Source organism: Granulicella tundricola MP5ACTX9 (assembly GCF_000178975.2).
Lineage (GTDB): Bacteria > Acidobacteriota > Terriglobia > Terriglobales > Acidobacteriaceae > Edaphobacter > Edaphobacter tundricola.
In genome coordinates, this window is sequence record NC_015064.1 from 1,752,200 (window position 1) to 1,775,074 (window position 22,875).

A 22,875-nucleotide genomic window follows, 5' to 3' on the forward strand; every position below is an offset into this window, starting at 1 on the left:
TGTTTTCGCTTGGGAAGTCCAGTTTAGCAGTTTCGGGGTGGTCGCTTGCGAAAGACCTTGACTGAGGGTTGAGGCGTGAATAGAGTCACGGTATTCCTTTCATTTGATAGCAAGATCTGGGCCTCGATCCTTATTCAGGAGTTTCTATGGCTACCATGGCACCCGTTGTTCGTCCGGTGGTTACGCGGCGGTATGATGATCCGTTTTTTGTTGGGATGTCCCTGGCGATTCTGGGGACTGTGGTGTTGGGGTTTGGGCCGACATACTTTTATCGGGGGGCGGTGTTCGCTCCGCTGCCGAGTGCGCTGGTGCATGTGCATGGGGCGATCTTTTCAAGCTGGGTGATTCTGTACGTGGTGCAGACGGCGCTGGTGGCGATGAAGAAGATCCGGTGGCATCGGACGCTGGGGACGTTTGGGGCCGTGCTGGCAGGGTTGATGGTGGTGCTGGGGTGGGCGGTGACGATCACGAACGTCAGGCGTGGGCATACGCCGCCGATCTTCACGCCGGCGGAGTTCCTGGTGATCAACTGCTGGGGGATCGTGCTGTTTGCGGCGATGGTGGCGTGGGCGGTGGTGAAGCGGCGGGATGGCGCGGCGCATAAACGGCTGATGCTGCTGGCGACGATCGGGATCATGCCTCCGGCGATTACTCGGTTTCAACTGATGATGCACTGGCCGGGGTTTGCGGTTCCGCTCTGGATGCTGGCGCTTTGCGTGACGGTGATGGCGTTCGATGTGTGGACTCGGAGGAGACCACACTATGCGACGGTGGTGGGGACGCTGGTGACATTTTCCGTGCCGATGACTGCGAATGTGCTGGGGAAGACGGCCTGGTTGCAGGGGATTGCGGCTCGGCTAACGGGGCACGTTTAGCGGCTGATTAAGTAGTGTTGATATTTCGCTTTTTGTTCGCTTTATAATAAGCGGATGGATGCTCGTGCGGGCTATGAACTCGGTTGGATGTTTATCGACATCAACGCCTACTTTGCGACGGTGGAGCAAGAGGAACGGCCGGAGCTGCGGGGGCGGCCGATTGGGATTGTGCCGGTGCAGGCGGAGTCGACGTGCTGCATTGCGGTGAGCTATGAGGCTAAGGCGTATGGGATCAGGACGGGGTTGCGGGTATCCGCGGCTCGGGCGTTGTGTCCACAGCTTGAGTTGGTGCTGGCGAGGCCGAGGCTTTATGTGGAGTATCACCACCGGATCAAGGCGGCGATCGAACGCTGTGTGCCGGTGCAGCAGGCGATGTCGTGCGATGAGTTTGCGTGCCGGTTGATGGGGCGGGAGTGCGAGGTGGAGAGGGCGGTGGAGATTGCGGAGGCGGTGAAGGAGGAGATACGTGGGGTGGGGCGGACGATACGGTGCTCGATTGGGATTGGGCCGAACCGGTTGCTGGCGAAGATTGCAGGGGAGATGCAGAAGCCGGATGGCTTGACGGTGCTGGAGCGGCGGGGGTTGCCGCAGAGTTTGTATGGGTTGGAGCTGCATCGCATCCCAGGGATTGGGCGGCGGATGGAGCGCAGGGTGCATGGTGCGGGAGTCCAGACGATGGAGCAGCTTTGCGCACTCCCGCGTGATGCGATGAAACGAATCTGGGGAGGCGTGTGGGGGGATCGGATGTGGCTTTGGCTGCGAGGCGAGGACTTTCTGGAGCCTGCGCCGCCGAAGGTGCCTCAGAGCCTGATGCGGCAGCATATTCTGCCGCCGAACTGCCGCACCTATGAGCAGGGGCGTGCGGTGGCGATCAAGCTGATGCACTCGACCGCGCGGAAGATGAGGATGCAGGGGCTGTGGGCGAGCGCGATCTATCTGCGGGTCGGCTACATGGGGAAGAGGTATGCGTACGATGCGCATGTCAACCTGGTGAGCTGCCAGGACCCGTATATTTTGCAGGCGCACATGATCGATCTTTGGAACAGCTCGCCATCTGCGGACCGGCCGGCCGATCTGACGGTGGCGCTGACGGGGTTGACCAGCGAGCCGCCGGTAGAGCTGTTTGAGACGGCTCCGAATGCGAGGAGCAAGGTGGTTTCGTCACTGGATGCCCTGAATGGACGATTCGGGTTGAACACGGTTTATTTTGGATCGATCCACAACGTGCGAAAGGAGGCTCCGACCAGGGTGCCGTTTGGACCGCCTCCTGCGCTGAGTGAGTTCAGGGATACGGCTGATCCGGAGGACTAGGGTTGACGGCGGTTGAGGAGAGCGGGGTCGATGGCGAGGAAGAGGCCTTTTGCAGTGGCTAATACGGTGCCGTCAGGGTGGGTGAGGGTGGCGGAGTGGAAGAGTTTGCGGCCTTCCCGGTGGAGGTGGTGGGCGGTGAGGGTGAGTGGGGTTTCGATGGGGCAGGGGCGGAGGTAATCGACCTCAAGGTTGCGGGTCATGGCGATGAGGTTTAGGGGGCGGTTGAGCTTGGACATGGCCTCGTCCATGAGGGTGGCGATGATGCCGCCGTGGAGATAGCCCGGTGGGCCTTCGTGGTTGCGGGTGAGCTGGACGGTGGCTGTGGCGGTGATGTTTTCTGCTTCGGTGGTGAGGGTGAAGGTCAGTTGCAGGCCGATGGGGTTGATGGGGCTGCAGCCGAAGCAGTGGGAGGCTTGCTCGTCCAGGGTCTTGCCGGCGGGGAGGTGGGATTCTGGGGGCATGGGTATGAGTCAGCGTACGGGGTCGCTATGCACCGCGCAAGCCTTGTGAACCCATGTCTCAGAAGCGAGACATGGGGCACCCATATTCTCTGGAATCAGGCGTTGCAGACGGCGAGGATGTCGGCACCGAAGCGGTCCAGCTTGTCCGGGCCTATGCCGTGGATGCCCTGGAGCTGGGTGAGGGTGCTGGGGCGCTGGAGGACGATGCTGCGCAGGGCGGTGGTGCCGAGGACGAAGAACTGGGGGAGGCCCATGCGTTCGGATTCGGCTTTGCGCCAGTCGCGGAGGCGCTGCTCAAGGGCTTGCTGGTCGGGGGTGAGGGTCTCGCCGGGAGACTCGGCGCGTGGGGGGATGGCGGCGCGGATGGGTGGGTGGGGGATGATGGGGGCGTGAGGGTGTTGGGGGTTCTCTGTTCTCAGTTCTCTGTTGGGTGCCGAGATTGGAGAAGGCTTGGCATTGAAGAGTTCCGAGTCGCGAGTTTCGAGTTTCGAGTCTGGGGCCTTGCGCTTTGCGGGTTTGGGGGCGGGGGTGCCGTAGTCGCCGGGAATCTCTGTACCTCGGCAAATGGCGCAGAGGGCGGGACCGAAGCGCTCGGCCTTGTCCGGGCCTATGCCGGGGACTTGCAGGAGTTGGGGGATGGTCTGGGGGGCGTGCTGGACGAGGGCGCGGAGGCTGGCGTCTGTAAAGACGATGAAGGCGGGCTTGCCAGTCTTGGCGGCTTCTTCCTTGCGCCAGTTACGTAGGGCGGCTTCCAGGGTTTTCTGGGCGGGCGTGTAGTTGGTGGCTTCTTCTTCGGCCTTGCGTTTGGCGGGGGTGCTGGCGCAGGACTTGGATTTGGTTGGGGCGGCGCTCAGTTCGCGGAGGACTACGCCTAATGGGTCCGAGGAGGAGAGTTCGCGGCCTTCGTGGGTGATGGCGGCTTTCTTGTAGGGGATGACCTTGCCGTCGGCTGCGGTGAAGGTTTCCGCGGAGAGGGTGATGAGGCCGGCGCGTGCGAGGCCGTCGAGGAGGCCGTCGAATTGCTTGCGGTCGGAGGTGAGGGCGAGATCGGTGTGGAGGCGACCGGTGGCTTTGCTGCTGGAGTCCAGGGCGCGGAGGATGGTGCGGAGATGGCGGTCGTCCTGGGCGGAGGGCTCAGCGAAGGTCTGGGCGGTGGTGGCGTTGGGGGCGCAGAAGTCGCAGTGGCCGCAGGGTCGGTGGCCGTCGGCGGTGTCGCCGAAGTGGCGGATGAGGGCTGTCATGCGGCACTGTTGGGTCTCCGCGTACTGCATGATGGAGTCGATCTGGGTGCGGCGGTGCTGGACCTGGAGCTCGTAGCCGGACTGCCAGGCGTGGTTGCCGGTGGCTCGGACGTTGCCGCCCATGTCGTAGGCGGCGGCGGATTGCGCGGCTAGTTTTTCGACGGACTTGGCGAAGGTGTCAGCGTCCATCTTGAGGCGGTGGCGGAGCTCTTCCGGGGATTGGAAGTCTTCGTTGAGGACGCGGGCTACGCGTGCGAGATCGGTGGCAACGGGGTAGTCGCGCTCCAGGAAGAAGTCGTGCATCTTGCGGTCGGCGTAGCTGTAGAGCAGGATGGTGCGGGATGGGTCGCCGTCACGTCCGGCGCGCCCGATCTCCTGGTAGTAGGCCTCGACCGAGGCGGGCAGGGCGGCGTGGACTACGGTGCGGACGTTGGCTTTATCGATGCCCATGCCGAAGGCGATGGTGGCGACGACGACCTCCATATTGCCGGAGAGGAACTGGGTCTGGACGCGCTCGCGTGTGGCGGGGTCCAGGCCTGCGTGGTAGGCGGCGGCTTTGAAGGTGCCGTTGAGTTTTTCCGCTAGTTCTTCTGCGGCCTTGCGTGATGGGGCGTAGACGATGGCGGGGCGGCGGGTGGGGTCGGCGAGGAACTTGGTGATGAACTCGGTGCGTTGCGGCTTGGAGAGCTCCATGACCTCGATGTGGAGGTTGTCGCGGCGGAAGCCGTGGATGAAGAGGGCGGGCTGCTGGAGGTTGAGCTGGGTGACGATGTCGCGCTGGACGGTGGGAGTGGCGGTGGCGGTGAGGGCGATGATGGGTGCGGGGCGGAGCTGCGGGAGGTAGTCGCCGAGAGTTCTGTAGTCTGGGCGGAAGTCATGGCCCCAGGCGCTGATGCAGTGGGCTTCGTCGATGGCGATGAGGGAGGGCTTGCGGCGGGCGAGCATCTCCGGGAAGCCTGTGACGCGCATGCGCTCGGGTGCGATGAAGAGGAACTGTAGCTTGCCGTCGAGGTAGTCTCGGCAGGCCTGGCGGGAGTCCTCGCGGGAGAGGCCGGAGTGAATGCGGGCGACCTTGAGGCCGGCGGCGGTGAGCTTGGAGGCCTGGTCGTCCATGAGGGCGATGAGCGGGGAGATGACGAGGCCGGTGCCGCCGCGTGCGATGGCGGGGAGCTGGTAGCAGAGGGACTTTCCGGCTCCGGTGGGCATGACGAGCAGGACGTCGCGGCCATCGGTGGCGGCGCGGCAGACGGCTTCCTGATTGGCGCGGAAGGCGGGGAAGCCGAAGGTCTCGTGAAGGAGGGTGGAGAGGTTCATGCGCTAGGCTAGTTTCGCATATTGTTTGCCCTGATAAACGGAAAGGCCACGCGGAGGGTTGACCGCGTGGCCTTTGTACCTAGTTTGGTTCGTGCGATCTATGCCATGAGTTTGTCTGGCGTGATGGGGTACTCGCGGATGCGTTTGCCGGTGGCGTTGTAGATGGCGTTGGCTACGGCGGCGGCGGCTCCGGTGATGCCGATTTCGCCGATGCCTCGGGCTCCGAGTGGGTTGAACTTCAGGTCCGGGATGTTGAGGACGGTGGCGTCGATGGTGCCGATGTCGGCGTTGACGGGGACGTGGTACTCGGCGAAGGACTCGTTGACGGTGCGGCCTGTGTTGGGGTCGATGTGGGCGTCTTCATGGGTGGCGAAGGAGACGCCCCAGACGATGCCGCCCATGAGCTGGTTGAGGCCGGTCTTGTCGTTGAGCAGGGTGCCGATGTCGTAGGTGGCGACGACGCGGCGGACCTTGACCATGTGGGTGTCTTTATCGACGGCGACCTCTGCGAAGACGGCTCCGAAGGATTGGGAGGTCATGGAGTCTTTCGATTCCGAGGGCTCGGCTGAGCCGGTAGCTTCGATGGGCTTGCCGCCGTTGCGGGCGATGATGGCGACGAATGTCTCGCCCTTGGTGGGGTCGGCTTTGGCGAAGTACTTGCCGCCCTTGGCTTCCAGGTCTGAGGTCTTCATGCCGTGGACGGGGGATGCGGTGTCGTTTACTGCCATGTCAAAGAGCTTCAGCTTGGCCTGCATGGCAGCTTCCTGCACGGCGGGCATGACGGAGGCGGTGGACTGCGAGCCGCCGGAGACGGGGGCCTTGGGCAAGGTGGAGTCGCCTAGTTTGACGTCCATCAGGGTGGGGTCCAGGCCGAGCATGGCGGCTGCGGTCTGGGCCATGATGGTGTACATGCCGGTGCCGAGATCCTGGGTGCCGGAGCCGATGAAGGCTCGGCCGTTGGGCAGGATGCGCGCAATGGCCATGGCGGCGGAACGGTTGGCGGGGTAGGTCGCGGTCGCCATGCCGTAGCCGATGAGGTTGTTGCCTTCGGTCATCTGGGCGGGGGTGGCACTGCGCTTGGACCAGCCGAAGCGCTCGGCTGCCTGGGTGTAACACTGCTTCAGGTTTTTGGAGGTCCAGGGGCGGTCGTGGCTGGGGTCCTTGTCGGCGTGGTTGATGACGCGGAGCTGGACGGGGTCCATCTTGAGTTTTTCAGCGAGTTCGTCCATGGCGATTTCGAGGACGGCGGTGCCGGGGGCTTCGCCGGGCGCGCGCATGAAGGTGGACACGCCCAGGTTGACGGTGACCAGCTTCTCCGAGACCTGGTTGTTCTCGGACATGTAGAGCATCTTGGTGGGGCCGGCTGAGTGCTCCGTGAAGTCTTCCAGTGCTGCCGCGTTCATTATGACGTTCTGCTGCATGGCGACGAGCTTACCGTCAGCGGTTGCGCCTAGCTTGATCTTGTTGACCGTGGATGGGCGTGCACCGACGGGGCCGAACATCTGGCTGCGGTCGAGTACGAGCTTTACCGGCTTGCCGGTGAGCTTGGCGGCCATGGCGCAGAGCGGGATGTGCGACCAGGAAGAGCCCTTGGAGCCGAAGCCGCCGCCGGTGTAGGGGCACTGGACGCGGACGAAGTCAAGCGGGATGTTGAGGGTCTTGGCGATCGACATCTTGACGCCGGTGATGTATTGGGTGGCGTCGTAGAGGTTGAGCTTTTCACCCTCCCACCAGGCGATGGTGGCGTGGGGCTCCATGGGATTGTGGACCTGGATGGGGGTGGTGTAGGTGCCTTCGACGGTGACGGTGGCTTTGGCGAAGCCGGCTGCGATGTCACCGCGGGTGTTGCCGGCGGGCTCTTTGCCGGGGTTGCCGGGCCAGCGGGCGTCGGCGAGATGGTCCTGGTAGATGACCTTGGCGGGCTGCTCGGTGTATTTAATCTTGAGCAGAGTGGCTGCCTGGCGTGCCTGGACGAGGGTCTTGGCGACGACGACGGCGATGGGCTGACCGTTGTACTTGACGTCCGTGTTTTGCAGGATCGTCAGGTTGCGGCGTGCGGGCGGTTGCGCGGGTGGCTGGGGGATCTTAGGCGAGTTGAAGGGCGTCATGACGGCGACTACGCCGGGTGCGTGCTCGGCCGCGGAGCTGTCCATGGAGGCGATGGTGCCGTTGGCGATGGTGGACTGAACCATCCAGGCGTAGAGGAGATCATCCTTGGCGAAGGGCTCTTTGAAGTCACCCGCGTAGGTGGCTTTACCGGTGACCTTGGCGATGCCGTCGTAACGATGGTCAAGCTGCTTGATGGGCTTTTTTGCGGTCTCTTCCTGTGCTGCTTCGAGAATGCTCATGCGTTGACTCCTTGTGCGGCCAGGGTGAGGGAGCGCACAATGCCTTGCTTGGCGAGTTCGATCTTGAAGGCGTTGTGCTCGTAGCCTTTGGCTCCGGCGAGTGCGAGTTCGGCGGCCTGCTTGAAGGTCTCTGCGGTGGCTGATTTGCCGGTCAGGACTTTTTCGGCCTCGGGCGAACGCCATGGCTTGTGGGCGACTCCGCCGAGGGCGAGGCCTGCGGACTTGATCGTAGAGCCTTCAAGCTCAAGGCCGCATGCGACCGAGATCAGGGCGAAGGCGTAGCTGTTGCGGTCGCGGGCTTTGAGGTAATGGGAGTTCTTTGCGAAGCGGGCTTTGGGGAGGGTGACGGAGACGATCAGCTCGTCGGGACGGAGGTTGGTGTCTTGCTGAGGCGTTGTGCCGACGAGGCGGTGGAAGTCGTGGAAGGGAATCGTCCGCTTGCCCTTGGGGCCTTCTACCTGGACGGTTGCTTCGAGCGCGGCCATGGCTACGTTCATGTCGGATGGGTTGGTGGCGATGCAGGTCTCGGGGCTGGTTGCGCCCTTGTCGGTCTGGCCGAGGATGGCGTGGATGCGGTTGTAGCCCTTGACGGCGGCGCAACCGGAGCCGGGTGCGCGCTTGTTGCAGGCGGCGAAGGCGGTGTCGTTGAAGTAGTAGCAGCGGGTGCGCTGGAGGAGGTTGCCGCCGGTGGTGGCCATGTTGCGAAGCTGTGGTGATGCTCCGCTGAGGAGGGCCTGCGAGAGGAGTGGATACTGCTCGACGATGAGCTTATGGTTGGCGAGGTCTGAGTTGCGGACGAGTGCGCCGATGACTACGCCGCCGTCTGCGGAGGGTGTGACCTGGGTGAGGTCGAGGTGGTTGATATCGATGAGCGTGGTGGGATGCTCAACCTCATACTTCATGAGGTCGACGAGGTTGGTGCCGCCGCCGAGGAACTTTGCGCCGTGCATGGCACCGGCGTGGATGGCTTGCTGCGGGGTGGTGGCGCGTTCGTAGTTGAAGGGATTCATTAGGACCTCACGCCTTGCTGCTGGGCGACCGCGCGGACTGCGGCGACGATGTTGGGGTAGGCACCGCAGCGGCAGATGTTGCCGGACATGCGCTCGCGGATCTCCTCGTCGGACATGGTTGGCTTGGCGGTGTTGCCGGTCTGGAAGCTGACGATGGAGAGGTCGCCCTTCTGGGCTTCACTCAACGCGGCGGCAGCGGAGCAGATCTGGCCGGGGGTGCAGTAGCCGCACTGGTAGCCATCGTGCTCCAGGAAAGAGGCTTGTACGGGGTGAAGCTGATCGCCTTTGGCGAGGCCTTCGATGCTGGTGATCTCCGCGCCTTCAGCCACGACGGCGAGGGTGAGGCAGGAGTTGACGCGGCGGCCATCGACGAGGACGGTGCAGGCTCCGCACTGGCCATGGTCGCAACCCTTCTTGGTGCCGGTGAGGTCGAGTTGCTCGCGGAGGGCGTCGAGGAGGCTGGTGCGGGTGTCGACGGAGAGGTTCTGGGATGCGCCGTTGACCTTGAGGGTGATGGACTTCATCTGCGGCTGGGCAGTGGCCGGGGATGCGGGTGCAGCGAGCGCTACGCCGGGGAGGCCGGTGGCTGTGGCGGCGGAGAGGATGCCGGCGGCCTTGACGAAGCTGCGGCGGCTTAGCTCCGGGCCTGAGGCTTCCTGCGTAGCTGCGTCTTCCAAGGCGCTGACTTCGTCAATCTCGATATCCGTACAAGGGGAAGAGCTCATATGTTGCCTCGATGTTGGGGTAAGCTTTGGAAATACCTTTTGCAATGACTGCTGCTGGACCACTGAGTAGACGGGCAGGCTCCGTGAAAAGATGCCCCGTTGGATGCCTCGTACAAGCGAAGCATGGCGCAGGCGTTCGACGCCGTCAACAGGCCGGTTTCATGGCTATTTGGTTTCATACGTTTCAAGTCACACCGATGGTTGATTCACTTTCGAGGAGATGTTTCGATGCGTTCTGGATTGGGTTTTGGGATTGTGGCGGCTGCGGCCATGCTTTGTGGAGTGGTAGAGCCGATGTCGGCACAGAGCGCGGCTGCGAGCCGCCGTGGGACCCAGGGCGAGGCGGCTACCGCGCCGGAAGAGCAGAGCGTTCCGATTCCGCCGGAGACCACGTCCGTGACCAAGCATGACTGGACCGGTGGCGGCCAGACGATCCACTACACGGCGACTGCGGGCAACATCCTGATCCGCGACGAGAAGGACAAGGTCAACGGGAGCATCTTCTATACGGCCTATACGCAGGACGGGGTGGAGTCAAAGAACAGGCCGGTGACGTTCTTCTATAACGGTGGCCCGGGAGCCGCGACGATCTGGCTGCATATGGGTTCGTTTGGGCCGGTACGCGTGATCACGCAGAGCCCGGAGGCGACGAGCCCAGCGCCGTTTGAGACGGTGGCGAATCAGTACAGCTTGATTGATCGGTCTGACTTGGTGTTCATTGACGCGCCGTTGTGCGGCTTCTCGCGTGCGGTGGGTAAGGGGACGGCAAAGGATTTTGCCGGGACCGACCAGGATATTCATGCGTTCGAGCAGTTCATCAGCCGCTACATCACGGTGAACCAGCGGTGGAACTCACCCAAGTTTCTATTTGGGGAGAGCTATGGGACGACTCGGTCGGCGGGGTTGGTGAGTGCGCTGCAGAACGACGGCATCGAGTTCAATGGTGTCACGCTGCTTTCGACGATCCTGAACTATGGCGTGCGCAGCGCTGGGTATGACACGGAGGTGATCGGGTATGTGCCTTCGTATGCGGCGATTGCGTGGCAGCACAACAAGGTGAAGCATACGGGCTCGATTGCGGATTGGGTGGAGCAGGCGCGGAAGTTTGCGGGCGGACCTTATCTGGCCGCGCTGCGGGAGGGCGATGCGCTTCCGCCGGCGGAGTTCGACGCGATTGCGACGAAGCTGGCTGGTTTCACCGGGCTGAGCGTGGGGTATATCAAGGAGGCTCGGCTGCGGATTGCGCCGACGCGTTTCCGCAAGGAGCTTCTGCGGGATGACGACAAGATCCTGGGGCGGTATGACGCTCGGTTTGAGGCGTATGACGTGGATGCGGCGGGGGAGAATCCGGGTTTCGATCCGTCCGATACCGGGATTAGCGGCGCTTATGTGGCTGCGTTTCATGACTATATTCAGCGGGAGCTGAAGTACATGAGCACGGAGCCGTACTACCTGTCCGGGCCTGGTGTCAGCGCGGCTTGGGACTTCAAGCATCGGCCGAGCGGGGCGCAGGGTGGCGGCGGCGGACGGGGCGAGCAGCCGGTGCCGGACGTCGCGATGGACCTGGCGGATGCGATGCGGAAGAATCCGAAGCTGCGGGTGTTTTCCGCGAATGGGTACTTCGACCTGGCGACGCCGTTCTTCAATACGGAGTACGATCTGCACCACATGCTGCTGCCGCCGGCGATTGCGAGCAACATTCAGTTTGGGTACTATCCGGCTGGGCACATGGTGTATCTGAACGTGGATGCGCTGAAGACGATGAAGGGCGATATGGAGCGGTTCTACGGGGAGGCTACGCGGCGATAAGCGGCGACCTCGGTGCTTGATTTTTGGGGCAAAACCGAGGTAAGATAGAGCGTTGCGTTGAATCTGGCGAGAGCTACTATCTGAAGGAGCCGTATGGCGAAGCGTCGTGGAAATCCGAACTGGGGCAAGCCGGAGCCGATTGGCCCTGTTGTGCCGACCGTTACCTCCTTTGAGCAGGTCGTCAAAGAGTACAAGCTGACCCCGGACCAGTACATCCGGTCTACGCGTCTGCGGGAGTGGGCGAGGCGGAACAAGAACTCGAAGTACATCCCGGAGGCGCTGCTTGAGGCGTGGGGATTCGAGATCGAGTCGACCCTGTAACGGATGTGGAAAACGAAAAACGCCGCCTGATGAGGGCGGCGTTTTTGTCTTGGCGTTTTGTCTTACAGATGAGAAGAGGGTTTCATGGCACATGACGGTAGTTTGTTCGCTGGAGTAGAAGAGGCTGTTGCTGCAATTCGTGCGGGGCAGATGGTGGTGGTGGTCGATGATGAGGATCGTGAGAATGAGGGCGATCTGACGCTGGCGGCCGAGTTTGTGACGCCGGAGGCGATCAACTTCATGGCGCGGTTCGGGCGCGGGCTTATCTGCCTGACGCTGACCGAGGAACGCGCGGACTACATGCGACTGGGGCCGATGACGAGCGAGAATACCTCGCGCTTTGGGACGGCCTTTACGGAGAGCGTGGAGGCTCGCGAGGGTGTGACGACGGGCATCTCCGCGGCGGACCGCGCGCATACGATCAAGGTGGCGATCGATCCGAGCTCTACCGCGCATGATCTGGCTCGGCCGGGGCATGTGTTTCCGCTGCGCGCGCGCAAGGGCGGAGTGCTGGTGCGGGCGGGGCAGACGGAGGCTTCGGTTGACCTGGCGCGGATGGCGGGGCTGGTCTCTGCGGGTGTCATCTGCGAGATCATGAACGAGGACGGCACCATGGCTCGTGTGCCCGACCTGGTGGAGTTCTGCAAGGAACACAAGATGCTGATGGTGACGGTGGCGGATCTGATCCGGTACCGGCTGCAGCATGAACGGTATATCCATCGCGTGGCGGAGTCCGTGATGGCGACCGAGTACGGCGAGTTCCGAATGATTGCGTACGAGAACGAGGTGGATGGGAACGAGTCGCATGTGGCGCTGGTGATGGGCGACGTGACGGCGGATGTGCCGGTTCCGGTGCGGGTGCATACGCACTCGCTGGCCGAGGATGTGTTTGGGTTGGTGGGGACGGATAATCGCGAGGTGATCGATGGCTCGCTGCGAATGATCGGCGAGGCGGGGCGTGGGGCGTTGATCTATCTGCATAACGGGACGCGTGGGTTCGGCGTGGATCGCACGGTTGAGCCGCATCGGATCGTGTTCCAGAAGGATCAGCGCGGGCGAGAACGTGGCGACGATCACACGCAGAGGACGCTGCGGCAGGTTGGGTTGGGCGGGCAGATATTGTCGGATCTTGGGATTCGCAAGATCAAGCTGCTGACCAATACGCCGACGCATGTGCCTGCGCTGCAGGGCTTCGGGATCGAGATTGTGGAGCAGGTTCCGATTACGGTTGGCGCTGGTGTGACTAAGTAAGCGGGTTACTGGACCGTCAGGTTGAGGGTGACGGTCTGGGTGATCTGGGTGCCGCTAGTGGAGGTCGCAGTGACCTGGTACTGGTAGGTGCCGGGCGGCGTGGACTGGACGTTTGAGGTCCTGGCTGGTGCGCCGCCGGCACATCCTGCTGAGGTGATCGCAAACGCAGTGAAGGACAAGGCGAGGAGCGTGAGGGTGGCTCGCTGGCGCAGGGTGCGGTTCTTTCTCCAGAGGAGCATGAGACCGGGTAGCAGGATGCAGAGGAGCGTGCTGCTGGGGAGGGGTGCCCGGCGAGCTTGCAGGGTGGTGATGGTGTTGATCGTGACCGTTGAGTTTTGTGCGGAACCGGCAAGGGTGAGGGTCGATGGCTGGATGGAACAGGTCGCGTAGAGCCCCGGGACGACAGATGCACAGGTCAGGGCCACAGGGCCGGTGAAGCCCGCGATAGGGGTCACGGCCAAAGCGTAGGTTGCAGGGGTGCCGCTGATGACGGTTGCGGTGGCTGAGCTTGCTCCGCTCGCGGTGAACGTGAACGATGGAAGTTGAATGCCTGTGCCGCTCAGGGGGATCAGTAGGGGTGAGCTGTGGTCTGAGCTTGTGATAGTGAGGGTGCCGGGCCACAGACCGATAGCGGTGGGGGTGAAGGTCACCTGGATCTGACAGTTAGTGTTGGGAGCGAGCGAGGCGGCGGTGCATGGCTTTGTGACGGTGTAGTCGCCGCTGATGGTGGCGGTGATGTTGGTGACGGGTGCGGTGCCGATGTTGGCGAGGGTGACGGTCATGCTGGCGGATGAACCCAGCGTGACGTTCCCGAAGGCCAGGCTGGCGGGAGTGGAGGTCAGGAGCGACTGAATGCCGGTGCCGGTGAGCGATGCTGTGAGGGGGATGGTGGAGGCACTGGTGGTGAGCGAAAGCGTGCCGGGGCGGGTGCCGGTCTGGGTGGGCTTGAACCTGATTTGGAGGGTGCAGCTTGAGTTTGCGGGGATCGGTGAGCCGATGGGCGGGCAGGTTCCGGCTTGCGTGTAATCGCCGGTGATGGAGGAAGCGGTGATGGTGGCGGCGGTTGAGCCGGAGTTGGTGACCTGGATGGGGAGCGTGGTGGAGACACCTACGACCAGCGGGCCGAAGTCGAGCGAGGTGGGTGAGAGCGAGACGGGGCTGGCGGTCGCGGTGCCGATGAGGCTGATGAACTCGAGCGACGTGGTGGAATCCGTGGCGATATCGAGCGCGGAGACGTGGGTGCCGGTGGTCTGTGGGGTGAAGGCTACGGAGAGGCTGCAGGTTGCTGCGGGCAGGATCGTTGCGCAGCCGTTCTGCGTGGTGAAGTCCGCTGTGGTGGTGGCGGAGAGGACATGCAGGGCGATGGAGCCTGTATTAGTGAGGGTGACGCCCTGCCTGGCGGTTGCGGTGCCCATCTGGGCCTGGGCGAAGGCGAAGGAGCTTTGCGAGAGGGTGTAGGTTGCAAGTGGCGTGGTGCCGGAGGGATTGCTGACCACGAGTGGGCCGGCCTGGCCGATGACGTGGATGAGGTCAGGGCTGGAGGAGGCGTCGCTCTCTATGGTGAGGAGGCCTGAGTCGCTGGTGCTGGCGGGTGAGGCGGTGCCGGTGGCGACCTGGTTTGAGGGCGCGTAGGTCAGGGTTACGGAGCAGCTTTGCCCAGCGGCGAGTGATGTTGTGCAGGTAGTCGTCGAGAGGAATGGTGGGCCGCTGGTGATGCGGCGGATGGTTACGGCGGATGCGGCAGAGGTGTTTGCGAGGGTGAGGGTGCGTGCGAGCGTCTGGCCGGAGGTCACCTGGCCGAAGTTGAGGATGCTGCCGGTCTGAAGGCCGCCGATGATGCTGAGCGTGCCGCCCTGGCTGGTGCCGAAGCCTTCGAGATAGGCCATGGCCTGGCTTGGCGCGGAGCCGTCGGTGGGCGTGGCCTGCGCGGTGAGGGTGCCGGTGATGTCGGCGTTGGTCAACGGGTCAAACTGAAGCTGGATCGTGCAGCTTGCACTGGGTGCGAGCGTGAGGCACGGGGTGCCGGAGAGCGCGAACTGGCGGGGGATGATGAGGTTGAGGGTCAGTGATTTGGCGGTCAGGTTGTTGAGGGTGAACTGGCGGATGGGGCCTTGTGTTGCGATGGCAGTGGGGCCGAAGTCGGTCTGGGACGGGGTGATCTGGAGGGCTGCGGTGGAGACGGTATACGCGCCGTTGAGCGCGACGCTGTAGAGGACGGGTGACGTCGAGCCGGCGCGGGTGACGGGGAGGGTGAGGCTATCGAGGACGGGCGCTGTGCTGGGCAGGAAGGTAATGGCGATCGTGCAGTTGGCTCCGATGGCCAGGGAGCTACAGCCGTCTGCGGCCTGGAATCTGGAGGTGGCGAACGTGGGCGTGCCGATCTGCAATGCGACGCTGTCCGTATTGGTGAGAGTGACGGTCTGCTGGGTTGCGGTGGGGCCGGGGGCGTTGTTGAAGGTGAGGCCGAGCGGGTTGATGGCGATGCCGGGATCGGGTAGTCCGTAGCCGGTGAGGGTGGCGGTGACGGTGCCGTCGCTGCTGGTGAAGGTGAGGGAGCCGGTCCGTGCGCCAGTGGCCGTGGGGGAGAAGCTGAGGGCGAAGGTACAGGAGGCGGTGGGGGCAAGGCTGGTCCCGCAGCTACCGTTGGGGTTGAGGGCGAAGTCGCCGGCGAGGGTGGGGGTGGGGATGGTGACGTTTGCGCCGCTCACGCTCTGGTTGGTGAGGGTGAACGAGATGGCTCCGCTGACGTTATGGACCGGGATGGAGCCGAAGTCCTGGGCGAGCGGAGAGAGCAGCAGGCCGGTGAGGGGTAGGCCGGTTCCTGTGAGGCTGAAGGTGTACGGGACCCCGGCGGCGTTTGAAGACAGGGTGAGCGAGCCTGGTTGCGCTCCCGCGGCGGTGGGCTGGAACTGAACGGCAAGATAGCAGGTCGCACATGCGCCGGTGACTGTGGAGGTGTAGGCCGAGGAAGGCGGCTGTCCGGGGCCGTAACCGAGATCTGCGATGAAGTCGAGCTTGTACGGGCCGGTGGCCGTGGCGCTCAGGCTGGTGAAGGCCTGGGCGACCTTGAAGAACTGCGCGGCGGGTTGGCCGACGGGCTGATTGCCAAAGGCGATCACGCCGTTGCTCACGGGCACGATGGCGGTCGCGGTGCCGCTGAGCGAGACGTAGATGGGATTGATCCCGGTGCCGGAGCCGATGGAGAGCAGGCCTTGCCGCACGCCGGGCTGCGACGGCACGAACGAGATAGCGATGGCACAGGTCTGCCCGCCCGGCAGCGAGGTGCCGCAGCTGTTGACTTGGGTGAAGTCGCCAATGATCGCGAGCGTGATGGGGACGGCTGCGCTGCTGCTGTTGATGACGGAGACTGTCTGGTTGTTGCCGGAGACGCCGGTGACCACGACCGAGGTGGCGAAGGTGACGGAGCTGGGACTCACGCCAAGGGTGGAGCTTGTGCCGCCTCCGGCTGGCGGCTGTGCGAGCGTCTGGCCGGTGAGCAGGACGCTGAGCCCTTGGTCGAGCGTGAGGGTTGCGGTGTCCTTTGAAGGCACGGTGGCAGAGAGATAGCCAATCTGTATGCCGCAGACGGTTCCGGGCGCGATGGTGGTTGGGCAGCTATCGGTGACCGTGAACGGGGAGCTTGCGGGAAGAGTCGCTGTGGCGTGCGCGATGGCGACCGACGAGCTGTTGGAGAGGAGGACGGAGCGCGGAAGGCGCATGCCACCGGGGTATTGGGTGCCGAAGTCGAGCTCAGACGCGGAGACGGAGAGCGAGGCGGCCTGGCTGTAGCCGGTGAGGACGACGTCGCGTGAGCCGATGGACCAGTCCGCGCTGAGCAGGCCGTCGTTTGCGGAGGATGTGGAGGCGGTGAGTGCGAGGGTGATGTGGCAGGTGGCGCCGGCGGCGAGGAGCTTGATGGAGTTGTCGCCGTTGATGGGGCAATCGCTGGCCTGCTCGGTGAAGGGGGATGCGGTCTTGGCGGAGCTGTCGATGGCGGAGGTGAAGGTCTGGTTTGCGGTGCCGAGGTTTGAGACGGCGATGGTGCGGGTGCCGGGTGGGTTGGCTGAGGTCTGAAGGCCGAAGTCGAGTTCCTTCGGCGCGAAGACGATCGTGCTGGTTGGCCCGGTGAAGGCGGCCACTGTGACGGACTGCGAGGCTGCGTTGGAAGCGGTCGCAGTGATGGTTGCGACTGCGCTTCCGGCGAGAAGCATGTCGCACTCGCCACCGGGGCTGAGGGTAATGGGGCAGTTGGTTGCGAGGGTGTCGGCGGTGGTGGTGAGTTGCAGGTTGGTCGCCGGGGCTGAGCCGAGGTTGCGCAGGATCAGCCAGGGGCTGTCGTCGGCTGAGAAGACCAGTGACGGGGCGGATGTGGCGATATTCAGCTTGGCGAGATAGGCTGCTGAGCCGGCGCATAGGCTGCCGTTGCAGGTGGCGGCGGTGACCTCGGCTGCGCGGATCGTGGAGGGCAGAGCCGTGGTGAGGTTGTTGACCAGCGGCAGGTCATAGGTCTCGGTGGCGAGCAGCGCGGAACTGGCCGTGGGCTGGACGGAGCCTGCGATCAGCGGTGAGCCTGTGGGGTCTATGGCGATGGAGGTGATGGTGGCGGGCAGGCTGGCGTAGGTGGCGCTGGCGTTGGGCAGGCCGCCGAAGCGTGCGGTCTGGTCGATGATGTTCTGGGGCGTGACGTGGACGGCGTACGCGCCGCCCAGGGTGGCGAGCGCAGGTGAGGGAAGTAAGGGCGCGGTAAAGGTGCCGTCGACCCAGACCGAGCCGTCCGGTGCGGGGGCGAGCGAGGACTGCTGGCCGGGCGCGATGATGGTGGAGCTTTGTACTGCGCTGCCGTCCAGCGGAAGACGCAGCAGAACCTGGTAGTTCAGCGGAAGTAGAGGCTGAGTGGGCGTGCTGACCGGGAACTGGCCGAGCGCGATCGAGCCCGAGACGAGAAGCGTCTGGCCGGTGGTGTCGAGGGCGACTGAACTAAGTCCCTGGCCCGGGATGAAGGTGGAGAAGATGAGAACGTCGCCGGCGGGTGCCAGTCTGGTCAGAAAGCCGGATGGGTTTGCGACCATCGCAGGAACAAGCGCCGCGGCTGTGGGGAAGCCGGAGGCGGTGGTTGCGCCTGCGAGGTAGGCGTTGTCGAGCGGGTCGGCGGCGATGGCTATGGGGGTGGTGTCGCCGGAGGTGCCGGTGAGGTAGGTGGCGTAGACGAGGGTGCTCCCATCGGACGAAAAGCGTTCGACGAAGCCGTTCTGAAAGCTCCCTGTTGCGGGCGTTTGCTGGAAGCCACTGGAGGTGACGGGAAGGGTTGCGGAGAAGAGGCTGCCGGTGACGAAGACGGCGTCGGCCGTGGCTGCGATGGCCGATGCGGCGATCCTGCTGCCGCCGGTGAAGGTGACGAAGAGCGGGTTGAGGCTGGGGTCGAACTTGGCGACGAAGGAGTTGGTGGAGGCGTCCGTGCGGGCCGGGATGGCGGCTCCACCGGTGCCGGTCAGGGTGGTGGAGGTCGTGGTCCCTGTGACGTAGACGTTGCCTGCGGGGTCGAGCGCTATGGCGAGGCCGATGTCGCCTTGGGCTCCGAGGAGAGCCTGAGCGAGGATGGCGTTGCCTGCGTTATCGGTCTTGAGGACGCGGACACCGTCTTTTTGGTCGAGTAGCAGGTAGAGATTGCCGGCGGAATCTGTCTTGATGGCGTTGAACTGGCCCTGTGCGCCGGTTGCGTGAAGACCTGCGAAGGCAAGCTGCTGGGTCTGGTTCGCCTGCGCGTGAGCCGGGCGGGCAAGCATCGGCGAGGCTAGCAGCAGAAGTCCTGCGATTGCGGAGATCGCCTTCAGTCTCTTCATCATGAGGGTCGGCTGCGGTACTGCTCTGAGTGCAGCCTGTCCTCAATATCCACGTTCCTGAGCGGATTCGGTGGGTCTGTTTTGGAAACTTTCCGCTTGACCAAGGCACTTGTCCCAAAGTGGGACAAGTGAACCGCTTAGACGTTCAAGTTGCCGGTCGTCCACAACTCGGTAGCACCCATCGCCGCGAGCGCCTGCTCGAAGGCCGGCTGGGTCTCGTAGCGGATCGCCTGCATCCCCGCCGCGATGGCTCCGGCAATGTTTTCCTCACGGTCATCGACGAAGAGAATGCGTTCCGCAGGCACGCAGAGACCCGACGCCGCGTGCTGGTAGATGGCAGCCTCCGGCTTGATCAGCAGAAGATGGTGAGAGAAGGTCAGGTGATCGAAGCCGGCCATCCAGGGCAGCGCGGCCAGGACGCCGTGCATCATCTCGTCACCCAGGTTGGAGAGGATGCCGGTGCGCGTGCCGGCGGCCTGCAGGCGCAGCGCCCAATCCACCATGGGCTGATTGAGTTGCGTCCAAAGAACCGTATCGGCGGCGATGAGTCCGTCGATCTGGGGCGCTGCCAGAACATGGCCGACATCCTGGCCGATCGCGCTCCAGTATCCGCGCCCGTTGAGGGTACCCCGGTCATAGTCCGAGCGGTGCTTCCAGTAGGCGTGGGAGAAGGTGGCCTCGTCGAGCGCGAGGAGGTGCTGCATCTCGGCCCAGGCCGCGGGATCGGGCGGTCCGGTCAGCACCAGACCGTAGTCGAACAGGACGGCTTCAATGACGGGTTTCTTCTGATCTTCAGGTTGCATAGAACCTCATTTTAGGCGAGCCGCTACCATGGAGAGATGCCCGTCCGCTTCTCCAAACGAACTGCCTGGGACACCGGTGAGAGCACGCTGGCCGAGGCCGTCCGCCAGGTGCGCAGCAGCGGCCGCAGCCTGATCGATCTCACGCTCTCGAACCCCACGCTCTGCGGCTTTGAGTACGACTCGGCGGCTATTCTGGGAGCCCTTACCAACCCGGCGGCGATGACCTACGACCCTGACCCGCGTGGGCTGACCAGCGCTCGGCGGGCCGTCTCGCAGTACTATGCGGACAACAATGCGCTCGTCGATCCGGCGCAGATTCTGCTGACCACCAGCACAAGCGAGGCCTACAGCTTCCTTTTTCGGCTGCTTTGCGATCCCGGTGACGAGGTGCTGGTCGCGCAGCCGAGCTATCCGCTCTTCGACTTCCTCGCCGACCTGGACGACGTAAACCTGAAGCCGTATCCGCTGTTTTACGACTACGGCTGGTGGATCGACTTCGCGGAGCTTGAGCGCAGGATCGGGCCGCGCACCCGGGCGGTTCTGCTGGTGCATCCCAACAACCCCACTGGGCACGCAACCGGACGCGCGGAACGTGAACGACTGGAGGCGATCTGCGCGGAGCATGGGCTTGCCCTGATCGTCGATGAGGTCTTTCTGGATTACAGCCTGGGTGAGCCGGTGGAGAGCTTCGCCACCGGGCCGCATCCCGCCCTGACCTTCGTGCTGAGCGGCCTGAGCAAGATCTCGGCGCTGCCGCAGATGAAGGTCGGATGGCTCGCCTGCCAGGGGCCGGGGGAGTTGGTTGCGGAGGCGTTCGGACGGCTGGAGGTTATCGCCGACACCTTCCTCTCCATGAACGCACCGGCCCAGCACGCGCTGCCGACCTGGCTGGCGAGCAGGGAATCGATTGTGCCGCAGATCGTCGCCCGTACGCAGACGAACCTTGCGGCTTTGGCTGCTGCCGGCCTGGAGGCCCTGCCGGTTCAGGCGGGCTGGAGCGCAGTTCTGCGGCTGCCGGTCGTGGCGGAGGGACGGATTGATGCGCTGGTGCAGGAGGCCGGGGTGATCGTCCATCCCGGCTCGTTCTACGCGCTGCCGGGTAAGAACCAGATCGTCGTCATCCTGATTGGGCCGGTGACTGAGTTCGCGGAAGGCGTGCTGAGGCTCGCCCGTTGGTGTGAATCTAATTCGTTAACATGAGGTGCGGTGGGAGGAAGCTCTGGATGAGCGATCTCTTTCAAGCCCCACAAACAATTAGGTTTGCAGAAACGGGTTCGATTCGCGCTCTTCGCCGATGGTGGTCGAGTCGCCATGTCCGGGGATGACAAGGGTCTCATCCGGCAATGTCAGGAGCTTGTTGTGGACGGATCGCAGCAGGGTCTTCAGATCGCCACCGGGCAGGTCCGTGCGGCCGATTGAGCCCTGAAACAAGGTGTCTCCGGCAAGCAGCAATGTCTGCTCCGGCAGGTGCAGGCAGACGCTGCCCTCCGTATGACCTGGCGTGTGGTGTGCGATCCCGTTCAGCCCCGCGATGGAGAAGACGTATCCATCCGCAAGATCCTGATCCGGCGCGGCAACCTCCGGAGTCTTCATCCCGACCCATCCGGCCTGCACGTCCATCATGGCGACGAGAGGGAGGTCGCGCTGGTTGTAGAGGATGGGCGCGCCGGTGAGTCGCTTCAACTCCTGCGCTCCAGCGATGTGATCGATGTGCGCGTGGGTGATCAGGATCTGCTTGACGGTGAGGTTGTGTTTGGCGACGAGCGCCATGATGCGGCTGATGTCGTCACCAGGATCGACCACGATCGCCTCACGCGAGATCTCGTCGCCCAGGATCGAGCAGTTGCAGCGTAGCGGACCAACGGCGAGAATCTCGTGAATCATTACTTCTCCTGGGCGGTAACGGCAAAAGCAAATGCGCAGACCGAAGGGCCTGCGCATCGTGTGGAACGGCTGTAGAGCTTATTTCTTAGAGGCGGGTGCGCTCTGCTGCGTCGGCGTTCCGGACAGGACCGAGTGGTCGCGGCTGGAGGTGCGCGAGAACATGATGGTCAGGCTGAAGGACAGGATCATGAAGATCACAGTCGAGTACGCGGTCAGCTTGGTCAGGACGTTGGCTGCGCCGCGGGGACCGAAGGCGGTCTGTGAACCCTGGCCGCCGAACGCGCCGGCGAGGTCGGCGGACTTGCCGGTCTGGAGCAGGACGACGCCGATCAGGAACAGGCTGACGATGACATGGAGAGCGACGAGCAGATAAAGCAGAAAACTCATGGTGGTCCGGGCTGCTTCCTTGATGCGAGATGAGGACTGCGAAACGGGAGGATGGTCAGACCCGCAGAGCTGACCGATACCTTAACCTGCACACTAGTTTACCACTGGTTTCGCCTTTCCTCCGCATCCTTTCTCCCAAGGGAAGCCGCGCGGATGCCTCGAAAGAGGGTTCCGAAATGGCTCTTTGTGGCCTATCCGGGAAAGGCGGCGATCCGTAAGGTTAGTCCATCACGAGAGAACCGATCACTCACCGGGAGTTGCCGCCCGGTTCACCGATTCAGGCTTCAAAAGCCGTCGAAGGATGGGATGCCGATCATGATGGAACGCGCAGATCAACGAAGGGACTACAAGGAGCGGATCGCAGGGGCGTTCCGGATTCGGAAGGAGCGGGTTCTGCTGGTTCCGTCGCTGGCCAGACACCAGATAGCGATCACGCGGCTCACCTCCGAGCCGGGCTCGCCAGACCGGGTGATGAGGCTGACGTCTGAACAGGCGTTTCTGCTGCTGGTCGATCTGGCTCCGATGCCTGGAGCACAGACGCCCGCAGGCGGTCTCGCCATCCTTGACCTGAGCCTTCAGGCAGAGTTGCATGTGCCTTCGGGGTCGGACCGCGTCATCTACCATCTCCCCCGGACGACCCTGAATGCGCTGGCGGATGAGTCCGGCATGCCCAGGATCGGTATGCTCCGCATGGTCGATCAGGTCGCCGATCCCGTGATCCGGCAACTAACGCAGATGATCCTGCCGTTTCTGGATCGGCCGGCAGACTGTTGCGATGTCGTGCTGGACAGCTTTCAACGAACCTTCTGCGGCTACGTCCTCAAGACTTACAGCGCTGGCCAGACGGTTGAGCTGCTGCAGGGCGGTCTTGCACCCTGGCAGAAGCGCCGCGTGCTTCAGCTTCTGCATCAGGATCTCGGCACGGCTCTGCCGCTGGTGAAGATTGCGAGCGAATGCAAGCTTTCGGTCAGCCAGATGACGCGCTCGTTCAAGAAATCCTTTGGGCATTCGGTCCATCGTTACCTGCTGCTGCAGCGCGTGGAGCGAGCCAAGGCGATGCTCTCGCATGGCATCGACCCACTGCCTGAGGTTGCGCTGCGGTCTGGCTTCTCCGATCAGGCGGCATTCAGCAGAACCTTTGGCGCGATCGTCGGGACCAGTCCCGGGCGTTGGCGCCGCGAGCGCTCGGTGCGGTCACGCGCCACCCATGCGAGTAGCTACGTGCAACTGGCACGGCATGAGTCTACAACTGAGTTTGCGCCCCCGGCCTGTTGATCCCGAATCATCGAAAGGCA

At 63.6% G+C, this 22,875-nt stretch carries 16 protein-coding genes; 7 read left to right on the forward strand and 9 right to left on the reverse strand.

The window, feature by feature from the left end:
* Window positions 1-146: 146 nt before the first annotated feature.
* Together ACIX9_RS23650 and ACIX9_RS07550 are read left to right on the forward strand one after the other, a co-directional pair.
* Window positions 147-875: a hypothetical protein gene (locus tag ACIX9_RS23650; RefSeq protein ID WP_013579884.1), complete on the forward strand. Its 729-nt coding sequence runs from the start codon at window positions 147-149 to the stop codon at window positions 873-875.
* A 54-nt stretch (window positions 876-929) separates the two neighbouring features.
* Window positions 930-2,186, forward strand: coding sequence for a DNA polymerase Y family protein (locus ACIX9_RS07550; protein ID WP_013579885.1), 1,257 nt, complete (start codon window positions 930-932; stop codon window positions 2,184-2,186).
* On the opposite strand, the gene ACIX9_RS07555 is transcribed toward ACIX9_RS07550, so the two are convergent.
* From ACIX9_RS07555 to ACIX9_RS07575, 5 genes are all read right to left on the reverse strand, one after another.
* Entirely contained in the window at window positions 2,183-2,647 is a 465-nt protein-coding gene (locus ACIX9_RS07555) for a PaaI family thioesterase (protein ID WP_013579886.1), read from the reverse strand. The two genes, ACIX9_RS07550 and ACIX9_RS07555, sit on opposite strands and share 4 nt — an antisense overlap.
* Before the next feature lie 95 nt (window positions 2,648-2,742).
* Complete coding sequence (locus ACIX9_RS07560) at window positions 2,743-5,202, reverse strand: RecQ family ATP-dependent DNA helicase (RefSeq protein WP_013579887.1); 2,460 nt, start codon at window positions 5,200-5,202, stop codon at window positions 2,743-2,745.
* A 98-nt stretch (window positions 5,203-5,300) separates the two neighbouring features.
* Window positions 5,301-7,550, reverse strand: a complete 2,250-nt coding sequence (locus ACIX9_RS07565) for a xanthine dehydrogenase family protein molybdopterin-binding subunit (protein ID WP_013579888.1) — start codon at window positions 7,548-7,550, stop codon at window positions 5,301-5,303.
* A complete protein-coding gene (locus ACIX9_RS07570) occupies window positions 7,547-8,560 on the reverse strand; it encodes an FAD binding domain-containing protein (RefSeq protein WP_013579889.1) in 1,014 nt (337 codons plus the stop codon). Before ACIX9_RS07570 ends, ACIX9_RS07565 begins: the two co-directional genes overlap by 4 nt.
* Window positions 8,560-9,285, reverse strand: a complete 726-nt coding sequence (locus ACIX9_RS07575; protein ID WP_013579890.1) for a 2Fe-2S iron-sulfur cluster-binding protein — start codon at window positions 9,283-9,285, stop codon at window positions 8,560-8,562. Before ACIX9_RS07575 ends, ACIX9_RS07570 begins: the two co-directional genes overlap by 1 nt.
* Window positions 9,286-9,513: 228 nt before the next feature.
* On the opposite strand from ACIX9_RS07575, the gene ACIX9_RS07580 reads away from it, so the two are divergent.
* From ACIX9_RS07580 to ribB, 3 genes are all read left to right on the forward strand, one after another.
* Entirely contained in the window at window positions 9,514-11,094 is a 1,581-nt protein-coding gene (locus ACIX9_RS07580) for a S10 family peptidase (RefSeq protein WP_013579891.1), read from the forward strand.
* A gap of 93 nt (window positions 11,095-11,187) precedes the next feature.
* Window positions 11,188-11,415 carry a hypothetical protein gene (locus tag ACIX9_RS07585; RefSeq protein WP_013579892.1) on the forward strand — a complete coding sequence of 76 codons (228 nt, stop codon included), beginning with the start codon at window positions 11,188-11,190 and terminating at the stop codon, window positions 11,413-11,415.
* An 84-nt stretch (window positions 11,416-11,499) separates the two neighbouring features.
* Window positions 11,500-12,666 carry a 3,4-dihydroxy-2-butanone-4-phosphate synthase gene (ribB, locus tag ACIX9_RS07590; protein ID WP_013579893.1) on the forward strand — a complete coding sequence of 389 codons (1,167 nt, stop codon included), beginning with the start codon at window positions 11,500-11,502 and terminating at the stop codon, window positions 12,664-12,666.
* Between the two features lie 5 nt (window positions 12,667-12,671).
* Here the strand turns inward: ribB and ACIX9_RS07595 are convergent, their stop codons facing one another.
* Both ACIX9_RS07595 and ACIX9_RS07600 read right to left on the reverse strand, forming a co-directional pair.
* On the reverse strand, window positions 12,672-18,509 hold the full coding sequence (locus ACIX9_RS07595) for a beta strand repeat-containing protein (RefSeq protein ID WP_013579894.1): 5,838 nt from the start codon (window positions 18,507-18,509) through the stop codon (window positions 12,672-12,674).
* A gap of 134 nt (window positions 18,510-18,643) precedes the next feature.
* Window positions 18,644-19,309: an HAD family hydrolase gene (locus ACIX9_RS07600; RefSeq protein WP_013579895.1), complete on the reverse strand. Its 666-nt coding sequence runs from the start codon at window positions 19,307-19,309 to the stop codon at window positions 18,644-18,646.
* 36 nt (window positions 19,310-19,345) lie between these two features.
* Between ACIX9_RS07600 and ACIX9_RS07605 the strand changes: the two genes are divergently transcribed.
* The gene (locus ACIX9_RS07605; protein WP_013579896.1) at window positions 19,346-20,509 is read left to right on the forward strand and encodes a pyridoxal phosphate-dependent aminotransferase; all 1,164 of its coding nucleotides are present in this window, start codon (window positions 19,346-19,348) and stop codon (window positions 20,507-20,509) included.
* 54 nt (window positions 20,510-20,563) lie between these two features.
* Here ACIX9_RS07605 and ACIX9_RS07610 read toward each other — a convergent pair whose 3' ends face one another.
* Both ACIX9_RS07610 and secG read right to left on the reverse strand, forming a co-directional pair.
* Window positions 20,564-21,193 (reverse strand): MBL fold metallo-hydrolase, encoded by a 630-nt coding sequence (locus ACIX9_RS07610; protein ID WP_013579897.1) that lies wholly within the window; start codon window positions 21,191-21,193, stop codon window positions 20,564-20,566.
* A gap of 78 nt (window positions 21,194-21,271) precedes the next feature.
* Complete coding sequence (secG, locus tag ACIX9_RS07615; RefSeq protein WP_013579898.1) at window positions 21,272-21,580, reverse strand: preprotein translocase subunit SecG; 309 nt, start codon at window positions 21,578-21,580, stop codon at window positions 21,272-21,274.
* A 315-nt stretch (window positions 21,581-21,895) separates the two neighbouring features.
* Between secG and ACIX9_RS07620 the strand changes: the two genes are divergently transcribed.
* Window positions 21,896-22,855 carry a helix-turn-helix domain-containing protein gene (locus ACIX9_RS07620; RefSeq protein WP_157477380.1) on the forward strand — a complete coding sequence of 320 codons (960 nt, stop codon included), beginning with the start codon at window positions 21,896-21,898 and terminating at the stop codon, window positions 22,853-22,855.
* The last annotated feature ends 20 nt before the right edge of the window (window positions 22,856-22,875 follow it).

Bases quoted from the DNA above. Each gene is read 5' to 3' on its own strand.
- ACIX9_RS07580 (WP_013579891.1), top strand. From the start codon at position 9,514: ATGCGTTCTGGATTGGGTTTTGGGATTGTGGCGGCTGCGGCCATGCTT.
- ACIX9_RS07610 (WP_013579897.1), bottom strand. From the start codon at position 21,193: ATGATTCACGAGATTCTCGCCGTTGGTCCGCTACGCTGCAACTGCTCG.
- ACIX9_RS07560 (WP_013579887.1), bottom strand. From the start codon at position 5,202: ATGAACCTCTCCACCCTCCTTCACGAGACCTTCGGCTTCCCCGCCTTC.
- ACIX9_RS07595 (WP_013579894.1), bottom strand. From the start codon at position 18,509: ATGATGAAGAGACTGAAGGCGATCTCCGCAATCGCAGGACTTCTGCTG.
- ACIX9_RS07620 (WP_157477380.1), top strand. From the start codon at position 21,896: ATGATGGAACGCGCAGATCAACGAAGGGACTACAAGGAGCGGATCGCA.
- secG (WP_013579898.1), bottom strand. From the start codon at position 21,580: ATGAGTTTTCTGCTTTATCTGCTCGTCGCTCTCCATGTCATCGTCAGC.
- ACIX9_RS07555 (WP_013579886.1), bottom strand. From the start codon at position 2,647: ATGCCCCCAGAATCCCACCTCCCCGCCGGCAAGACCCTGGACGAGCAA.
- ACIX9_RS07600 (WP_013579895.1), bottom strand. From the start codon at position 19,309: ATGCAACCTGAAGATCAGAAGAAACCCGTCATTGAAGCCGTCCTGTTC.
- ACIX9_RS07605 (WP_013579896.1), top strand. From the start codon at position 19,346: ATGCCCGTCCGCTTCTCCAAACGAACTGCCTGGGACACCGGTGAGAGC.
- ACIX9_RS07550 (WP_013579885.1), top strand. From the start codon at position 930: ATGGATGCTCGTGCGGGCTATGAACTCGGTTGGATGTTTATCGACATC.
- ACIX9_RS07565 (WP_013579888.1), bottom strand. From the start codon at position 7,550: ATGAGCATTCTCGAAGCAGCACAGGAAGAGACCGCAAAAAAGCCCATC.
- ribB (WP_013579893.1), top strand. From the start codon at position 11,500: ATGGCACATGACGGTAGTTTGTTCGCTGGAGTAGAAGAGGCTGTTGCT.
- ACIX9_RS07575 (WP_013579890.1), bottom strand. From the start codon at position 9,285: ATGAGCTCTTCCCCTTGTACGGATATCGAGATTGACGAAGTCAGCGCC.
- ACIX9_RS07585 (WP_013579892.1), top strand. From the start codon at position 11,188: ATGGCGAAGCGTCGTGGAAATCCGAACTGGGGCAAGCCGGAGCCGATT.
- ACIX9_RS07570 (WP_013579889.1), bottom strand. From the start codon at position 8,560: ATGAATCCCTTCAACTACGAACGCGCCACCACCCCGCAGCAAGCCATC.
- ACIX9_RS23650 (WP_013579884.1), top strand. From the start codon at position 147: ATGGCTACCATGGCACCCGTTGTTCGTCCGGTGGTTACGCGGCGGTAT.